Origin of the sequence: Streptomyces ossamyceticus, from assembly GCF_001418475.1 — a bacterium.
GTDB lineage: Bacteria > Actinomycetota > Actinomycetes > Streptomycetales > Streptomycetaceae > Streptomyces > Streptomyces ossamyceticus.
Window position 1 is genome coordinate 1 of sequence record NZ_LIQX01000411.1, and the last position, 19406, is coordinate 19406.

The 19406-nt window shown below is 73.0% G+C and carries 1 protein-coding gene and 1 pseudogene; both read left to right on the forward strand.

From position 1 onward, the window contains the following. Positions 1-308 precede the first annotated feature (308 nt). A pseudogene (locus tag AOK15_RS27585) lies at positions 309-3992 on the forward strand (acyl carrier protein); the annotation flags it as partial. A 6-nt stretch (positions 3993-3998) separates the two neighbouring features. After that, the coding region (locus tag AOK15_RS27590; RefSeq protein WP_157870384.1) for a non-ribosomal peptide synthetase at positions 3999-19406 on the forward strand (15408 nt) is incomplete at its 3' end.

Here is a 19406-nt window from a genome sequence, read left to right on the forward strand (position 1 = left end):
CGGCCGGCGCGGACTGTTCGGGACCGAGGCCGCGCGGGACACCGCCGACCGGCTCGCGGGCGTCCTGCGACGGCTCGCGAACGATTCCCGGGCGGGCGTCTCGCACTCCGGTGAATTCACCGTCCAAGCGGCTCAATTGGTCGGTTGAACAACCTTGTTGGCCAATTAAGCGGCCGATTAGGGTCGTTGCAATCCCCCTTTGTTCCGTCTTTGTTCCGCCTTTGTTCCGCGCAATTCGCGGACTCGTGTTCCGCATTCGCGCAATTCCCGGAGTCCGGGAAAATCCAGTGAGAGAAGAGGTGTGGAAATTGACCGGCCAACAGCGCTCCGCGGAGGTGGAGTCGGCCCGTCAGGCAGTCGGCGCCGAACGCGCCCTGGTTCTGGAGGAGTTCAACGACACCGGCCGTGAGCTGCCGGTCACCACACTCGTCGCCCCCATCGAGGAGCAGGTCCGGCGCACTCCGGACGCGACGGCCCTGGTCTTCGGCTCCGAGACCCTGACGTACGCCGAGTTCAACGCCCGCGCCAACCGGCTCGCCCACCACCTGGCCGCCCTCGGCGTCACCCCCGGAACCCCGGTCGCGGTGGCCGTACCCCGCTCCCTGGACCTGCTGGTCACCCTGGTCGCCGTGGTGAAGGCGGGCGGCGCCTATCTGCCGCTGGACCCCGACTACCCGGCCGACCGGCTCGCCTACATGCTGGAGCACACCGGCCCGGCCTGCGTCGTCGCGGACACCGCCGGGCGGGTTCCGGTGCCGGACGGCATCCCCGTCGTCGCCCTCGACGACACCACCCTCGACGGCCTGCCGGACACCGATCCCACGCCGGCCGTCACCCCCGCCCACCCGGCGTACATCATCTTCACCTCGGGCTCCACCGGTCGCCCCAAGGGCGTCGTCGTCCCGCACTCGGCCATCGACAACCGGCTGCGGTGGATGCAGGCGGAGTACCCGCTCACCGCCGCCGACCGGGTGCTCCAGAAGACGCCGTCCGGGTTCGACGTGTCCGTGTGGGAGTTCTTCTGGGCGCTGCGGGAGGGCGCGGCGATCGTCGTCGCGGAACCCGGCGGCCACAAGGACCCCGCCTATCTGGCCCGGACCATCCGCGAACAGTCCGTCACCACCTGCCACTTCGTGCCGTCGATGCTCCAGGTGTTTCTCGCCGGGCCCGAGGCGTCCGGCTGCACGGGGCTGCGCCAGGTGTTCTGCTCCGGCGAGGCCCTGCCCCGCGAGGCGGTACGGGAGTTCGGCCGGCTGCTGCCGGGCGTGGAGCTGCACAACCTGTACGGGCCGACCGAGGCCGCCGTCGACGTCACGTACCACCCCTGCGACACCGCCGCCGACGGCCCCGTACCGATCGGGAAGCCGGTGTGGAACACCCGGCTGTACGTCCTCGACGCCGGGCTGCGGCCCGTCGCGGTCGGCGAGCCCGGCGAGCTGTACCTCGCGGGCGTTCAGCTGGCGAGCGCCTACCTGGGCCGCCCCGAGATCACCGCCGACCGCTTCCTCGCCGACCCGTACGGGCCCGCCGGGACGCGGATGTACCGCACCGGCGACCTCGCCCGGTGGACGGCGGACGGCGAGGTCGAGTACCTCGGACGCACCGACCACCAGGTCAAGCTGCGCGGGCTGCGCATCGAACTCGGCGAGATCGAGTCCGTGCTGCTCGCCCACCCCGCCGTACGGCAGGCCGCGGTCGTCGCCCACGAGGGACGGCAGCTGGTCGCCTACCTGGTCGCGGACGCGGGACCCGTGGACGGGGCGCCCGGCGCCGGCGTCACCGCCGACGAGCTGAAGGCGCTCGCCGCCGGGCGGCTGCCCGAGTTCATGGTCCCGGCGTCCTTCATGTTCCTCGACACGCTCCCGCTGTCGCCCAACGGCAAGCTCGACCGCAAGGCGCTGCCCGAGCCGGTGTTCACCGGCGGGGAGTACCGGGAGCCCGAGGGCGAGCGGGAGCGGATCCTCGCCGAGGTCTACGCCCAGGTGCTGGGCCTCGACCGGGTCGGCGCCGACGACGACTTCCTCGCCCTCGGCGGTGACTCGCTGCGCTCCGTCAAGGTGGTCGCCGAGGCCCGCGCCCGGGGCCTGGAGATCACCCAGCGGCAGCTCCTCACCCACCGCACGGTGGCCCGGCTCGCCCCGCACGCCGGCACCCCCGCCGAGACGTACGACGACGTGTCGGGCCCCCTCGTCCAGCTGGGCGACGAGGACCTCGCCGCCTTCCGCGAGCGCCACCCGAACCTGTCCGACGTGTGGCCCCTGACGCCGATGCAGTCCGGGATGCTGTTCGAGTCGATGCTCAGCGACAGCGGCTACGACGCGTACCGCATGCAGACGGTGTTCACCTTCTCCGGCCGGGTCGACCCCGCGCGGATGCGGGAGGCCGGGCAGGGCCTGCTCGACCGGCACCCCGCGCTGCGCGCCGCCTTCGCCCCGGACACCCAGGGCGATCTGGTGCAGCTGGTGGTGGACGGCGTCCAGCTCCCCTGGCAGGAGCTGGACCTGAGGACCCTGGTGCCCGAGGAGCGGGAGGAGGCGTTCGAGCGGTTCCTCGCCGACGACCAGGCCGTGCCCTTCGACCTCGCCACCCCGCCCCTGGTGCGGATGACGCTGATCCGGCTGGGCGCCGAACAGGCCGCCCTCGTCCTCACCCTGCACCACGCGCTCCTCGACGGCTGGTCCGAGCCGCTCCTCGCCCGGGACCTGCTCCGCCTGTACGCCTCGCACGGCCACCAGGCGCCCCTCCCGCCGGTGCGCGGCTTCCGCGACCACCTCGCGTGGCTGGCCCGGCAGGACCAGGGCGAGGCGGCCGCGGCCTGGACCGCCGAACTCGACGGCGTGGACCGCCCGACGCTGCTCGCCGGCACGGCCGTCGCCCGCGACGAGGCCTCCGGCTCCGAGGTCGGCACCGCGGTCGTCCCCCTGACCGACGAGGAGGCCGCACTGCTGGGCCGGCGCGCCGGGGAGCTGGGCGTCACCCTCAACACCCTGGTGCAGGGCGCCTGGGCCGTCGTCCTCGGCCGGCTCACCGGACGCGCCGACGTGGTGTTCGGCGCGACCGTCTCCGGCCGGCCGCCGGGACTGCCCGGCGTCGAGTCGATGGTCGGGCTGTTCATCAACACCCTGCCCGTACGGGTGCGGTACGCCCCCGAGGACGGTCTCGGGACGGTGCTGACCGGTCTCCAGGAGCGGCAGACCGGGCTGCTCGACCACCACCACCAGTCCCTGAGCGGCCTGTACGAGGCCACCGGGCTCGGCGCCCTCTTCGACACGCTGCTCGTCTACCAGGCGTTCCCCGCCGACGAGTCCGCGCTCGCCGAGGCCGCTGCCGCCGCCCGCCTCACCCTCGACGGGACCCGCTCGCTGGGCGGCTCCAACTACCCGCTCACCCTCATCGCCGACGCCGAACCCCGGCTGCGGCTCACCTTCCAGTACCAGCGGGGCGTCCTCGACCAGGCCACCGCCGACCGGATCGCCGGCGGCCTCCACACCGTGCTCCGCACCCTGGCCGCCGACCCGGCCCACCCGGTGGGCGCCCTGGACCTGGGCGAGCCGCTCGCCACCGCCACGGAAACCGCCACGGAAACCGCCGCGGACACCGCGACGGGCGGCAAGGCGGACCCCGCGGCGGACGGCGCCACCGCCAGCACGGCGGACAGCGCGACGGCCGCCACCGCCGACTCCGCTCCCCTCCCCCCGGCCCAGCAGGCCCTGCGGGACCTGTTCGCGGACGTCCTCGGCACCGAGCCCGAACGGATCGGCGTCCACGACAACTTCTTCAACCTGGGCGTGACCTCGCTGCTCGCGACGCGGATCAAGAGCCGCATCCGCAAGCAGCTCGGTACCGAGGTGTCCATCAAAACGATCTTCTCCAGCCCCACCCTCGCCCAGCTCGCCGACCACATCGCGGCCGCCCCCGCGGCCGCCGGATCCGCCGGATCCCCCGCGTCCAGCCCGAGCAGGCCCCGTCTGCGCAGAATGAACAAGGAGTAGTCCGAAGTGATCCCGTTGTCGTTTGCCCAGCGTCGGCTCTGGTTCATCGACCGCTTCGAGGGCCCCTCTGCCACCTACAACGTGCCCCTCGCCCTCCACCTCGCCGGAGAGCTCGACACCCGCGCCCTCGCCGCCTCGATCCGCGATGTGATCGGCCGCCACGAGAGCCTGCGCACGATCCTCTACGACGAGGACGGCGTCCCCTACCAGCGAATACTTCCGCCGGAGGAGATCCGGCCCGACATCCCCGTCGTGGACGTCGAGCCCGAGCGGCTCCCCGAGGCCATCGCCGAGGCCGTCTCGTACACCTTCGACCTGTACGCCGAGATCCCGGTGCGCGCCCGCATCCTGCGGCAGGCCCCGGACCGGCACGTCCTGCTGCTGCTCTTCCACCACATCGCCGCCGACGGCGAGTCCGGCGCCCCGCTGCTGCGGGACCTGAGCCTCGCCTACCGGGCCCGCCGCGAGGGCCGTGCCCCCGAGTTCCCCGAACTGCCCGTCCAGTACGCCGACTACGCGCTCTGGCAGCGGGAGCTGCTCGGCGACGAGAACGACCCCGACAGCCTGGTCTCCCGCCAGCTCGCCCACTGGGAGGACGAGCTGGCCGGCCTGGCCCAGCCGCTCCAGCTGCCCCTGGACCGCACCCGCCCCTCGGTGGCCAGCCACCGCGGCGACACCGTCGAGTTCGAGCTGGAGCCGGAACTCCTCGCCCAGGTCGAGGAACTGGCGACCGAGCGCGGACTGAGCGTGTCGATGGTCCTCCAGTCCGTCCTCGCGGTGCTGCTCCAGCAGCTCGGCGGCGGCGGCGACATCCCGATCGGCTCCCCGATCGCGGGCCGCGGCGACGAGGACCTCGCCGACCTGGTCGGCTTCTTCGTCAACACCTGGGTGCTGCGCGTCCGCCTGGACGGCAACCTCACCTTCGAGGACGTCCTGGAGCAGGTCCGCGAGCGGGCCCTGAACGCCTACGACAACCAGGACGCCCCCTTCGAGATGCTGGTGGACCGGCTCAGCCCCGAGCGCTCCACCGCATACAACCCGCTGTTCCAGGTGCTGTTCGCCTGGCAGAACATCACCCGCCCCGAGCTGGACCTGCCCGGCCTCGACGCCCGCCTCGACTTCGAGCAGCTCGACACCAAGACCTCCAAGTTCGACCTGGAGTTCAACATCGCCCGGCACCACGACGGGCAGGGCGCGCGCGGCACCATCGAGTACGCCCTCGACCTGTTCGACCGGTCCACCGCCGAGGCCGTCGGCGCCCGCTTCGTCCGCGTCCTGCGGCAGCTGATGGCCGACCCGGCCCTCCCGGTCGGCGCCGTCGACACCCTGGACCCGGCCGAGCGCCGGCGCTTCCTCGTCGAGATGAACGCCACCGCCGAGCAGACCCCGATGGTCACCCTGGCCCGGCTGGTCGAGGAGCAGGTCGCCCTCAGCCCCGACGCCGAGGCCGTCGTCCACGAGGGCACCTCCCTGACGTACGGCGAGCTGAACGCCCGCGCCAACCGGTTGGCCCACGTCCTCGTCGAGCACGGCGTCGGCCCCGAGACGGTCGTCGCGCTGTCCCTGCCGCGCTCCCCGGACCTCGTGGTGGCGCTGCTCGCGGTACTGAAGTCCGGCGGCGCCTATCTGCCGATCGACCCCAAGTACCCGAGCCACCGCCTGGAGTACATCCTCGGCGAGGCCCGCCCGCACCTGGTCCTCACCGACTCCGCGACGGTCTCCGTGCTGCCGGAGACGGGCGCCCCGACGCTGTACGTCGACGAGCTGGACCTGTCCGGTCAGCCGGCCGGGAACCTCGCCGGCGGCGCCCACCCGTACAACCTGGCGTACGGCATGTACACCTCGGGCTCGACGGGCACCCCGAAGGGCGTCTCCCTCTCCCACCACAACATCGTCAACGGCGTCCTCCAGCTCGCCGAGCGCGTCGACATGGGCAAGGACTCGCGGACCCTCGCGGGCACCTCCATCAACTTCGACGTGTCGGTCTTCGAGATCTTCACGACGCTCACCCACGGCGGCACCGTCGAACTCGTCCGCGACGTCCTCGTCCTCGGCGAGCGCGCGGCCCGGGGCGAGGGCTGGAACGGCAGCCTCGTCAGCACCGTCCCGTCCGTCTTCGCCGAGCTGATGGACCACATCGCGGACACCACCAGCGTCGACACCCTCGTCTTCGCGGGCGAGGCGCTCTCCTCGACGCTCGCCGCCCGGGTCCGCGAGGCGTTCCCCGACGTACGGATCGTCAACGCCTACGGCCAGACCGAGAGCTTCTACGCCACCGCGTTCGCCATCGACGAGACCCGCCGCTGGCACGGCGAGGGCAGCGCGCCCATCGGCACCCCGCTGGGCAACATGCGCGTCTACGTCCTCGGCCCCGGCCTCACCCCCGTACCGCAGGGCGTGGCGGGCGAGCTGTACGTCGCCGGGAACGTGGCGCGCGGCTACCACGGCCGCGCCGAGCTGACCGCCGACCGCTTCGTGGCCGACCCGTACGGGCCGCCCGGCTCCCGCATGTACCGCACGGGCGACCTCGCCCGCTGGAACGCCGAGGGCCAGCTGGAGTACCTCGGACGCGGCGACACCCAGGTCAAGGTGCGCGGCTTCCGCATCGAGCCCGGCGAGGTCGAGGCCGCGCTGACCGCGCACCCGGGCATCGCCCAGGCCGCCGTCGTCGCCCGCGCCCACGGCACCACCAAGCAGCTCGTCGGCTATGTCGTCCCCGCCTACAGCAGCGACTCCACCAGCACCGACCTGCGCGCCGGCGTCGAGACCGCCGACCTGCGGGCCTTCGTGGGGCAGCGGCTCCCGGACTTCATGGTCCCGTCCGCGTTCGTCGTCCTCGACCGGCTGCCGCTCGCCCCGAACGGCAAGCTCGACCGCAAGGCGTTGCCCGAGCCGGAGTTCACCGCGGGCGCCTACCGGGCCCCCGGCACCGAGCGCGAGCGCATCCTCGCCGAGGTGTACGCCGAGGTCCTCGGCCTCGAACGCGTCGGCGTCGACGACGACTTCTTCGCCGTGGGCGGCGATTCCATCCGCTCCATCCAGGTCGTCTCCCGCGCCCGCGCCCAGGGCGTCGAGGTCACCCCCCGGCAGATCTTCGAGCGCCGGACGGCCGCCGAGCTGGCCGCCGTCGCCTCCGAGCAGTCGACGGCCTCCGTCGTCCTGGAGGAGTACGAGGGCGGCGGCACCGGGGCGTTCCCGCTGCTGCCGATCGCCGAGTACATGCTCGAACTCGGCGGCTCCCACGACCGCTTCTCCATGGCCGTCCTCGCCGAACTCCCGCCCGGCATCGACCGGGCGGGCCTGGTCGCCACCCTCGACGCGGTCCTCGACCGCCACGACATCCTGCGCTCACGGCTCGACGCCGGGGCCCGCCGGATGATCGTCGGCGCGCCGGGCACGGTCGACGCGGGCACCCTGCTGCGCCGCGTCGCCTGCGACGGCCCGCAGGCCGCGGACGAGCTGGTGGCCGCCGAACTCGACGCGGCGACCGGCCGGCTGGACCCGGCCGCCGGGGTCATGGCCCAGTTCGTGTGGCTCGACCCGGCCGACCAGGAGGCCCCCGGCCGCCTGATCGTCGCCCTGCACCACCTCGTCGTCGACGGCGTCTCCTGGCGTGTCCTCCTGCCCGACCTCGCCGCCGCCTGGCAGCAGGTCAAGGAGCGGGGCCGCGCGAAGCTGCCGGCCGCCGGCACGTCCGTACGCCGCTGGACGCACGCCCTGATCGAGGAGGCCGCCTCCCCGGAGCGCACGGCCGAGCTGGACCTGTGGAAGCGCGTCCTCGACGGGCCCGACCCGCTCCTCTCGCACCGCCCGCTGGACCCCGCCGTCGACACGAGGGGTTCCCTGGACTTCGTCCGCGTGCAGCTCCCCGCCGACGTCACCGAGGCCCTCCTCACCGCGGTACCGGCCGCGTTCCACGGCGGCGTCAACGACGGGCTCCTCGCGGCCCTCGCCCTGGCAGTCACCAAGTGGCGCCGCGCGCGGAGCGTCTACGAGTCCTCCACCCTGATCAAGCTGGAGGGCCACGGCCGCGAACAGGACGTGGTCCCCGGCGCCGACCTCTCCGCCACGCTCGGCTGGTTCACCAGCCTGTACCCGGTCCGCCTGGACGTCGCGGGCATCGACCTGGACGAGGCGTTCCAGGGGGGCGGGGCGGCGGGCAGCGCGGTCAAGGCCGTCAAGGAACAGCTCCTGTCGATCCCGGACAAGGGCCTCGGCTACGGCTTGCTGCGCTACCTGAACGAGGCGACCGCGACCGACCTGGACGCGCTCGGCTCCACTGGCCAGATCGGCTTCAACTACCTCGGCCGTTTCTCCTCCGCCGACATGCCCGAGCACCTGCGGGGCAACGGCTTCACCCAGCTCCGCGAGCTCTCCGCGCCCCTCGACGAGGACATGCCCGCCATGTCGTCCCTGGAGATCAACTCCCTGGTCGTCGACACGGAGGACGGCGCACAGCTCGACGCGAGCATCGGCTTCCCGGCGACCCTCTTCGAGAAGGAGGACGTCGAGGAGCTGGTGGACCTGTGGTGCACCGCGCTGACCGCCCTCGCCCGGCACGTCGGCCAGGAGGACGCCGGTGGACTCACCCCGTCCGACCTGCCCCTCGTGGACGTCACCCAGCAGGACATCGAGCGGTGGGAGGCGGCCTACCCGGGCCTCACCGACGTGTGGCCGCTCACGGCCCTCCAGTCGGGCCTGCTGTTCCACACGATGCTGAACGACGACTCCTGGGACGCCTACCAGATGCAGATGTCGTTCCACGTCACCGGCGAGGTCGACGCGGAGCGCATGCGCACGGCGGGCCAGGCCGTCCTGGACCGGCACCCGAACCTGCGGGCCGCGTTCGTCACCGACTCCGCGGGCCGCCAGGCCCAGGTCGTCGTGGACGGTGTCGAACTCCCCTGGCGGGAGATCGACCTGACCCACCTCCCCGAGGAGGAGCGCGAGGAGTCCTTCGAGCGGTTCCTCACGGCGGATCACGCGCAGGCGTTCGACCCGGCCGTCCCGCCGATGCTCCGCATGACCCTCGTCCGGATGACGGGCGCGACCTCCGAGCTGGTCCTCACCGCCAACCACGTCCTCTTCGACGGCTGGTCCTTCCCGCACCTGATGAAGGACCTCCTCCACCTGTACGGCTCCGGCGGCGACCCCTCGGTCCTGCCCCGCGTCCGCGGCTACAAGGACTTCCTCACCTGGCTCGACCGCCAGGACCACGAGGCGTCGCGGCAGGCGTGGGCCCGCGAACTGGAGGGCGTCGAGGAGCCCACCCTGCTCGTGCGGGGCGGCGCCCCCGCCACCGGCAGCCAGGGCATCGGCTCCGTCGACGTGCCCCTGCCCCTGGACGAGGTGCGCAGGCTCACCCGCCGCGCCTCGGAGCTGGGCGTCACCGTCAACACCCTGGTGCAGGGCGCCTGGGCGGTACTGCTCGGCCGGCTCACCGGACGCCGGGACGTCGTGTTCGGCGCGACCGTCTCCGGGCGGCCCCCGGCGGTGCCGGACGTCGACTCGATGGTGGGCCTGTTCATCAACACGCTGCCCGTCCGCGTCGAGTACGCCCCCGGCGACTCCCTCGCCGACGTCCTCACCGCGCTCCAGCGGCGGCAGGCCGCGCTGCTCGACCACCACCACCAGGGTCTGAGCGAGATCCAGCAGAGCACCGGCCTCAGCTCCCTCTTCGACACCCTGGTCGTCTTCGAGTCGTACCCGGTGGACCGGGCCGGCCTCGACGAGGCCAACGCGGCGGCCGGGATCGCCTTCACCACCATCCGGCCCTCCACGGGCACCCACTACCCGCTGACCGTGATGGCGGACGCCGACCCGCACCTGCGGCTCGCCCTCCAGTTCCAGGAGCACGTCCTGGACCGGGCCGCCGTCGAGTCGTACGCGGCGCGACTCGCCCTCGTCCTGCGGCAGCTGGCGGACGACCCGGCCCTCCCCGTCGGTCTCGTCGACCTGCTGGAGCCGGCCGAGCACGACCGTCTGCTGGAGCTGAGCGGCACCAGCGCGCCCCGCCCCGACACGACCGTCACCCGGCTCGTCGAGAAGCAGGCCGCGGCCACCCCGGACTCCATCGCGCTCGTCCACGAGGGCGCCCGGACGACGTACGAGCAGCTCAACTCCCGCGCCAACCGGCTCGCCCGGCTCCTCGTCGACCACGGTGTGGGCCCGGAGTCCGTCGTCGCCGTGTCCCTGCCCCGCTCGACGGAGCTGGCCGTGGCCCTGCTGGCGGTGCTGAAGGCGGGCGGCGCCTATCTGCCGATCGACCCGAAGTACCCGAGCCACCGCCTGGAGTACATCCTCGGCGAGGCCCGCCCGACCCTGGTCCTCACGGACGCGGAGACGGTCGCGGTGCTGCCGGACACCGACACGCCGAAGCTGTACGTCGACGAGCCGGACCTCCCGGCCGACGACACCGACCTCGGCCGTCCGGTCCACCCGCAGAACCTCGCGTACGTGATGTACACCTCGGGCTCCTCCGGCACCCCCAAGGGCGTCGCCATCACCCACGCGGGCGTCGTCAACGGCGTGGTGGGGCTCGCCGCCCGCATGGGCATCCAGGCCGGCTCCAAGGTCCTCGCCGGCACGTCGATCAACTTCGACGTCTCCGCGTTCGAGCTGTTCACCACGCTCGTCCACGGCGGCACGGCGGAGATCGTCCGGGACGTCCTGGTCCTCGGCGAGCGCGACCACTGGCGGGGGGCCGTCGTCAGCACGGTGCCGTCGGCGTTCGCGGAACTCCTCGACCAGATCGCCGACCGCACCTCCATGGACACGGTCGTCTTCGCGGGCGAGGCCCTGTCGTCGACGCTGGTCTCCCGGGTCCGCGAGGCGTTCCCCGGCGTCCGTGTCGTCAACGCCTACGGGCAGACGGAGAGCTTCTACGCGACCACGTTCGACGCGGCCGGCTGGGACGGCACGGGCAGCGCGCCCGTCGGCACCCCGCTGCCCAACATGCGGGCCTACGTCCTCGGCGCGGGCCTCACCCCCGTACCGCCGGGCGCCGTCGGCGAGCTGTACGTCGCCGGGAACCTGGGCCGCGGCTACCGCGGCCGGCCCGACCTGACCGCCGACCGGTTCGTCGCCGACCCGTTCGGTGAGCCCGGCTCGCGGATGTACCGCACGGGCGACCTCGCCCGCTGGACCGAGGACGGGCAGATCGAGTACCTCGGCCGGGGCGACACCCAGGTCAAGGTGCGCGGCTTCCGCATCGAGCCCGGTGAGGTCGAGGCCGCCCTCGCCTCCCACCCGCGGGTGACCCAGGCCGCGGTGATCGCCCGCAACGGACGCGGCACCAACGCCGGCAAGGTCCTCGTGGCGTACGTCGTGCCCACCGCGCCCGACGCGGTGGACGCCGACGAGCTGAGCGCCCACGCGGCCCGCGAGCTCCCCGAGTTCATGGTCCCGGCCGCGTACGTCGTCCTCGACCGGCTGCCGCTGATGCCGAACGGCAAGCTCGACCGGGCCGCGCTGCCCGCCCCCGAGTTCGCCGGAGTGCCCTACCGGGCGCCGCGCACCAAGCGGGAGGAGATCCTCGCCCGCCTGTACGCCGAGGTCCTCGGCGTCGACGAGGTCGGCATCGACGACAACTTCTTCAACCTGGGCGGTCACTCGCTCCTCGCCACCCGTCTCATCAGCCGTATCCGCACCGAACTGGGCGTGGAGATCCCGATCAAGGTGGTCTTCGGTTCGCCGACGGTCGCCGAGCTGACGGGTCGGCTGTCCTCCGGTGACACCGTCCGCACCCCGCTGCGGCGCCTGCGCACCCGCCCCGAGAAGCTGCCGCTGTCGTTCGCCCAGCGCCGACTGTGGTTCATCGACCGGTTCGAGGGCCCCTCCGCGACGTACAACATCCCGATGGCGCTGCGGCTGACCGGCGACCTGGACACCGAGGCGCTCGCCGAGGCGATCCGGGACGTCGTGGCCCGCCACGAGAGCCTGCGCACCGTGTACGCGGAGGACGTCGACGGCACCGCCCACCAGGTCGTCCTGGAGCCGGGGCAGTACAGCCTCGCCGTCCCGGTCGCCGAGGTGGCGGCGGACGACGTGGCGGACGCGGTCGCCCGCGCGGCCCGGCACCACTTCGACCTCGCCCACGACGTCCCCGTCAAGGCGGGCATCCTGCGCGTCGGACCCGGCGAGCACCTCCTGACCCTGCTCATCCACCACATCGCCAGCGACGGCGAGTCCATGGCCCCACTCATCCGGGACATCTCCACCGCCTACGCGGCCCGCCGCGAGGGCCTCGCACCCGAATTCGCCGAACTGCCCGTCCAGTACGCCGACTACACGCTCTGGCAGCGGGACCTGCTCGGCGACGCCACCGACCCGGACAGCGTGCTCGCCGCGCAGTCCTCGTACTGGCGGCGCGAACTGGCCGCCGTACCGCAGCCGCTGAGGCTGCCCGTGGACCGGCCGCGCCCGCCGAAGGCGAGCTACCGGGGCGAGATGCTCGACTTCCGCCTCGACGACGACCTTCTCGTCGCCGTGGAGAAGCTGGCCCGCGCGCACGACGTGACCGTGTCCATGGTCATGCAGTCCGTCCTCGCGGTGCTGCTGCACCAGCTCGGCGGCGGCGACGACATCCCGATCGGCTCCCCGATCGCCGGCCGCACCGACGAGGCCCTCGCCGACCTGGTCGGGTTCTTCGTCAACACCTGGGTGCTGCGCGCCGAACTGTCCGCCAACCCCACCTTCGAGGAGCTGATCGCCCAGGTCCGCGACAAGGCCCTGGCCGCGTACGCCAACCAGGACGCCCCCTTCGAGCGCCTGGTGGAACTGCTCAACCCCGAGCGGTCCACGGCCTACCACCCGCTGTTCCAGGTCATGTTCGCCTGGCAGAACTTCGCGCAGGCCGACTTCGACCTGCCGGGCCTGGACGTCGCGTACGTGCCGACACCCACCGGGACCGCCAAGTTCGACCTGTTCTTCAACCTCACCGAGGTGACGGGCCCGGACGGACGCGAGGTCGAGGGCCTGCTGGAGTACGCCTCCGACCTGTTCGACCGGGAGACGGCCGAGCGTGTCGCCGACCGGTTCGTCCGGGTGCTGCGCCAGCTCGTCGCCGACCCGGCGGCCCGTGTCGGCGCGGTCGACCTCCTCGACGACGCCGAACGCGACCAGGTGCTGCACCGCTTCAACGACACCGCCGAGCCGACCCCGCACCTCACGGTCGCCGAACTCGTCGAGCTGCAGGTCGCCGCCACCCCGGACGCGGTCGCGATCGTCTCCGGCGACACCACGCTCGCCTACTGGGAGCTGAACGCCCGCGCCAACCGGCTCGCCCGCGAACTCGTCGCCCACGGCGTCGGCCCCGAGACCCTGGTCGCGGTGTCCCTGCCGCGCACCGCCGACCTCGCGGTCGCCCTGCTCGCCGTGCTGAAGTCGGGTGGCGCCTACCTGCCGATCGACCCCAAGTACCCGAGCCACCGCCTGGACCACATCCTCGGCGAGGCGGCCCCGGTCCTCGTCCTCACGGACTCCGAGACCGTGTCGGTGCTCCCCGAGACGGACCTGCCGAAGCTGTATCTGGACCGGCTCGACCTCACCGACCGCTCCCCGGACAACCTGCCGGTCACCGCCCACCCGCAGAACCTGGCGTACGTCATGTACACATCGGGCTCGACGGGTGCGCCGAAGGGCGTGTCCCTCAGCCACCACAACATCGTCAACGGTGTGCTGCGGCTGATCCCGAGGGTCGGTGTGAAGAAGGGCTCGCGGATCCTCGCGGGCACCTCGATCAACTTCGACGTATCGGTGTTCGAACTGTTCACCACGCTCAGCGTCGGCGGCAGCGCGGAGATCGTCCGGGACGTCCTCGTCCTCGGCGAACGCGACAGCTGGAACGGCACGATGATCTCCACTGTGCCGTCGGCCTTCACCGAGCTGCTCGACCAGCTCGCGGGCCGCCTCACCGTCGAGACGGTCGTCTTCGCCGGCGAGGCCCTGCCCACCGCCCTGGTGGAGCGGATGCGGGAGCAGATCCCCGGCGTCCGCGTCGTCAACGCCTACGGCCAGACCGAGTCGTTCTACGCCACCACCCACACCGCGAACGGCTCGGCGGCGGCCGGCGGCACCGGCAGCGCCCCCATCGGCACCCCGCTCGGCAACATGCGGGCCTATGTCCTCGGCCCCGGCTTCACCCCGGCCCCCGTGGGCGTGGTCGGTGAGCTGTACATCGCCGGCGACGTCAGCCGCGGCTACCGCGGCCGGCCCGACCTGACCGCCGAGCGGTTCGTCGCCGACCCGTTCGGCCCGCCCGGCTCCCGGATGTACCGCACGGGCGACCTCGCCCGCTGGAACACCGACGGGCAGCTGGAGTACGCGGGACGCGCCGACTCCCAGGTCAAGGTGCGGGGCTTCCGCATCGAGCCCGGCGAGGTCGAGGCCGCGATCACCGCGCACCCCGGCGTCGCCCAGGCGGCCGTCGTGGTCCGCGAACACGGAAAGAGCAAGCAACTCGTCGGCTACGTGGTCCCGGCGGACGCGGGGACGGGCGGGGACGGCGCCGGACAGCTCGGCGGCACCGACTTCGACCTCACCGCCGGACTCACCTCACGCGACCTGCGCTCCTTCGTCTCCGACCGGCTCCCCGAGTTCATGGTCCCGGCCGCCTTCGTCGTCCTCGACCGGCTGCCGCTCGCCCCGAACGGCAAGCTCGACACCAAGGCGCTGCCCGAACCGGAGTTCAGCGGCGGCGAGTACCGGGCGCCCCGCACCCCTCAGGAGGAGATCCTCGCCGCCGTGTACGCCGATGTCCTCGGCCACGGCCGGGTCGGCATCGACGACGACTTCTTCGCCGTCGGCGGCGACTCCATCCGCTCCATCCAGGTCGTCACCCGGGCCCGCGCCCAGGGCGTCGAGGTCAGCCCGCGCGAGATCTTCGAGCACCGCACGGTCGCCGAACTCGCCCGCGTGGCCCGCACCACCGGCACCACCGTGCTCCTGGAGGAGTTCGAGGGCGGCGGCACGGGCACCCTGCCGCTGCTGCCGATCGCCCAGTACATGCTGGAACTCGGCGGCGACTTCGACCGCTTCTCCATGTCCCTCCCGCTGGAACTGCCCCTCGGCATCGACCGGTCCCGCCTCATCGCCACCCTCGACGCCGTGTTCGACCGCCACGACCTGCTCCGGTCCCGGCTGACCGGCGCGAGCCTGGAGGTCACCCCGGCGGGCTCCGTCGACACCGCCTCCCTGATCCGGCGCGTCGCCTGCGACGGGACCTGGGACGAGACCTGGCTGCGCACGGCCGCCACTGAACTCGACGCGGCCACCGGCCGACTGGACCCGGCGGCCGGGGTGATGGCCCAGTTCGTGTGGTTCGACCCGGCCGACCCGGAGATCCCCGGCCGCCTCCTGATCGCCCTGCACCACATGGTGGTCGACGGTGTCTCCTGGCGCGTCCTGCTCCCCGACCTCGCCGAGGCGTGGAAGCAGCTGAAGGAGAACGGCACGGCGCAGCTCCCGCCGGTCGGCACGTCCGTACGCCGCTGGACGCACGCCCTGATCGAGGAGGCCGGCTCCCCGGAGCGCACGGCCGAACTGGAGCTGTGGCGGGGCATCCTCGACGGCCCCGACCCCCTGCTGGGCTCCCGCCCGCTGGACCCGGCCGCCGACACCCGCTCCACCATGGACCACGTCTCGCTCCGCCTCCCGGTGGAGGTCACCGAGGCCCTCCTGACGAAGGTCCCGGCGGCCTTCCACGGCGGCGTCAACGACGCCCTCCTCGCGGCCCTCGCCCTCGCGGTGACCAAGTGGCGCCGCGGCAGGGGAGCGGACGAGCCGTCGACCCTGGTCCGCCTCGAAGGCCACGGCCGCGAACAGGACGTCGTCCCCGGCGCGGACCTCTCCTCCACGATCGGCTGGTTCACCAGCATGTACCCGGTCCGCCTGGACACGACGGGCCACGACGTGGACGAGGCGTTCGAGGGCGGAGCCGCGACCGGTTCAGTGGTGAAGTCCATCAAGGAGCAACTCCTCGCGATCCCGGACAAGGGCCTCGGCTACGGCCTGCTGCGCTACTTGAACGAGGGCACCGCGGCCGACCTCGGTGCTCTCGGCGCCGCCGGGCAGATCGGGTTCAACTACCTCGGCCGTTTCTCCTCCGCCGACATGCCGGAGGAACTCCGCGACCTCGGCTGGACCCAGCTCCCCGACGTGGCCCTCTCCCCGGACCTGGGCGGGATGCCCGCCATGACCACCGTCGAGATCAACTCGGCGGTCATCGACACCGACCTCGGCGCCCAGCTCGACGCCTCCGTCGGCTTCCCGGCCGGCGTCCTCACCCGCACCGAGGTCGAGGACCTGATGGCCCTCTGGTCGGCCGCCCTGAAGGCGATCACCACCCATGTCACCGAGGACCCGACGGCCGGCGGGCTCACCCCCTCCGACCTGCCCCTCGTCGACGTGACCCAGCGGGACATCGAGCAGTGGGAGGAGACCTACCCCGGCCTCAGCGACGTCTGGCCGCTCACCGCGCTCCAGTCGGGCCTGCTCTTCCAGTCCCTCCTGGACGACGACGCGGCACACGACGCGTACCAGATGCAGATCGCCTTCCACGTCTCCGGCCGTATCGACCCGACGCGGATGCGGGCCGCGGGCCAGGCCGTACTCGACCGCTACCCGAACCTCCGGGTCGCGTTCGTGACGGACTCGGCCGGCCGACAGGTCCAGGCCGTCGTGGACGGCGTCCGCCTCCCCTGGCGGGAGGTCGACCTGCGCGCACTCCCGGAGCGGGAGCGGGAGGAGGCGTTCGAGCGGTTCCTCGCCGAGGACCACACCGCCCACTTCGACCCGGCGGCCCCGCCGCTGCTGAGGCTGTCCCTGGTCCGGATGACCGACGACCGCTCCGAACTGGTCCTCACCGCCCACCACGTGCTGTTCGACGGCTGGTCCTTCCCGATCCTCATGCAGGACCTGCTCCACCTGTACGGCTCCGCCGGCGACCCGGCCGTCCTGCCCCGCACCCGCGGCTTCAAGGACTTCCTCACCTGGCTGTCCCGGCAGGACGAGGCGGAGACGGCCCGCGCCTGGGCGGCGGAACTGGCGGGCGTGGAGGAACCCACCCTCCTCGCACCCCCCAGCCCGGCCGGTGCCACGGAACAGGCCGGCGACCCGGAGGCGGACACGGCCACGGACGGCGGTGACCCCGGTGTCGGCCAGCTCGACGTGCGGCTGCCGCTCGACGAGGCCCGCGCCCTCAACCGCCGCGCCTCCGAACTCGGCATCACCGTCAACACGCTCGTCCAGGGCGCCTGGGCGGTCGTGCTGGGCCGGATGACGAACCGCGGGGACGTCGTGTTCGGCGCGACCGTCTCCGGGCGGCCGCCGACGGTGACCGACGTGGACTCGATGGTCGGACTCTTCATCAACACCCTGCCCGTGCGCGTCGAGTACGGCCCCGGCGACACCCTCGCCGACCTGCTCACCGGGCTCCAGCGGCGCCAGGCCGCGCTCCTCGACCACCATCACCACGGGCTGAGCGAGATCCACCGGACGACCGGGCTGAGCACCCTCTTCGACACCCTCGTGGTCTTCGAGTCCTTCCCGGTGGACAAGGAGGGCATCGACTCCGCCAACAGCGCCGCCGGGATCGCCTTCACCGGCATCCGCCCCTTCTCCGGCACGCACTACCCGCTGACGGTGATGGCGGCCGCCGACCCGCACCTCCAGCTGGTCCTCCAGTACCAGCGGGGCGTCTTCGACCAGGACACCGTCGAGGCGCTCGGCGGCCGGCTCGTACGGGTCCTCAGGCAGATGGCGGCCGACCCGTCGGTCCCGGTGGGCCGCGTCGACCTCCTCGAACCGGCCGAGCACGAGCGGCTCGCCGAACTGAGCGGCACCTCCGCCGACACCCCGGCGCTGACCGTCGCCGAACTGGTCGAACGGCAGGTCGCGGCCACCCCGGACGCGCCGGCCGTGGAGTACGGCGCCACGACGCTGACGTACGCCGGGCTGAACGCGGCGGCCAACCGGCTCGCCCGGGAGCTCGTCGCCCACGGCGTCGGCCCGGAGAGCGTGGTCGCGGTGGCCCTGCCCCGCACGGAGGGCCTGGCGGTGGCCCTGCTGGCGGTGCTGAAGGCGGGCGGCGCCCATCTGCCGATCGACCCGAGGTACCCGAGCCACCGTCTGGAGTACATCCTCGGCGAGGCCCGGCCCCAGCTGGTCCTCACCGACTCGGGGACGGTCTCCGTGCTTCCCCCGACGACCGTGCCGAAGCTGTACGTCGACGAGCTGGTCCTCCCGGCCGACGACACCGACCTCGGCCGCCCGGTCCACCCGGAGAACCTCGCCTACGTGATGTACACCTCCGGTTCGACGGGCACCCCGAAGGGCGTCGCGATCACGCACTCCAACGTGGTCAACGGCGTGCTGCGGCTGGCCGGCCCGGTGGGCATGGCGCCCGGCCGCCGGATGCTCGCGGGCACCTCGGTCAACTTCGACGTCTCGGTGTTCGAGCTGTTCACCACCCTCGCCCACGGCGGCACCGTCGAGATCGTCCGCGACGTGCTCGCCCTGGGGGAGCGCGAGGGCTGGCAGGGCTCCGTCATCAGCACCGTCCCGTCCGTCTTCGCCGAACTCGTCGACCAGCTCGCCGGCACCACCACCGTCGACACCCTGGTCTTCGCGGGCGAGGGCCTGTCCTCCGGGCTCGTACGCCGGGTCCGGGAGGTCTTCCCCGACGTGCGCGTGATCAACGCGTACGGCCAGACGGAGAGCTTCTACGCCACCCTCGCCGAGGTGGGCGACGCGACGGCCGGCGCCCCGATCGGCGCCCCGCTCGCCAACATGCGGGCCTACGTCCTCGGTCCGGGGCTCACCCCGGTGCCGCCGGGCGCGGTGGGGGAGCTGTACGTCGCGGGGAACGTCGGACGCGGCTACCGGGGGCGCCCCGAGCTGACCGCGGACCGGTTCGTCGCCGACCCGTTCGGCCCGCCCGGCTCCCGCATGTACCGCACGGGCGACCTCGCCCGGTGGAACACCGACGGGCAGCTGGAGTACGCCGGCCGCGGCGACGTCCAGGTCAAGGTGCGCGGCTTCCGCGTCGAACCCGGCGAGGTGGAGGCGGCCCTGACGGCCCACCCGGGCGTCGACCGGGCCGTGGTCGTCGCGAAGCCGTACGGGAACAGCCGGCGTCTCGTCGCCTACGTGGTGCCCGGCGCCGACCTCGACACCGACGAGTTGCGGGCCCACACCGCGGGCCGGCTCCCGGAGTTCATGGTCCCCTCCGCGTTCGTCCACCTGGACCGGCTGCCGCTCGCCCCGAACGGCAAACTCGACCACCGGGCGCTGCCCGAGCCCGAGTTCACCGGCGAGGCGTACCGGGCGCCGCGCACCGGCCGGGAGGAGGCCCTGGCGGCCCTCTTCGCCGAGGTGCTCGGCCTGGAGAAGGTCGGCATCGACGACGACTTCTTC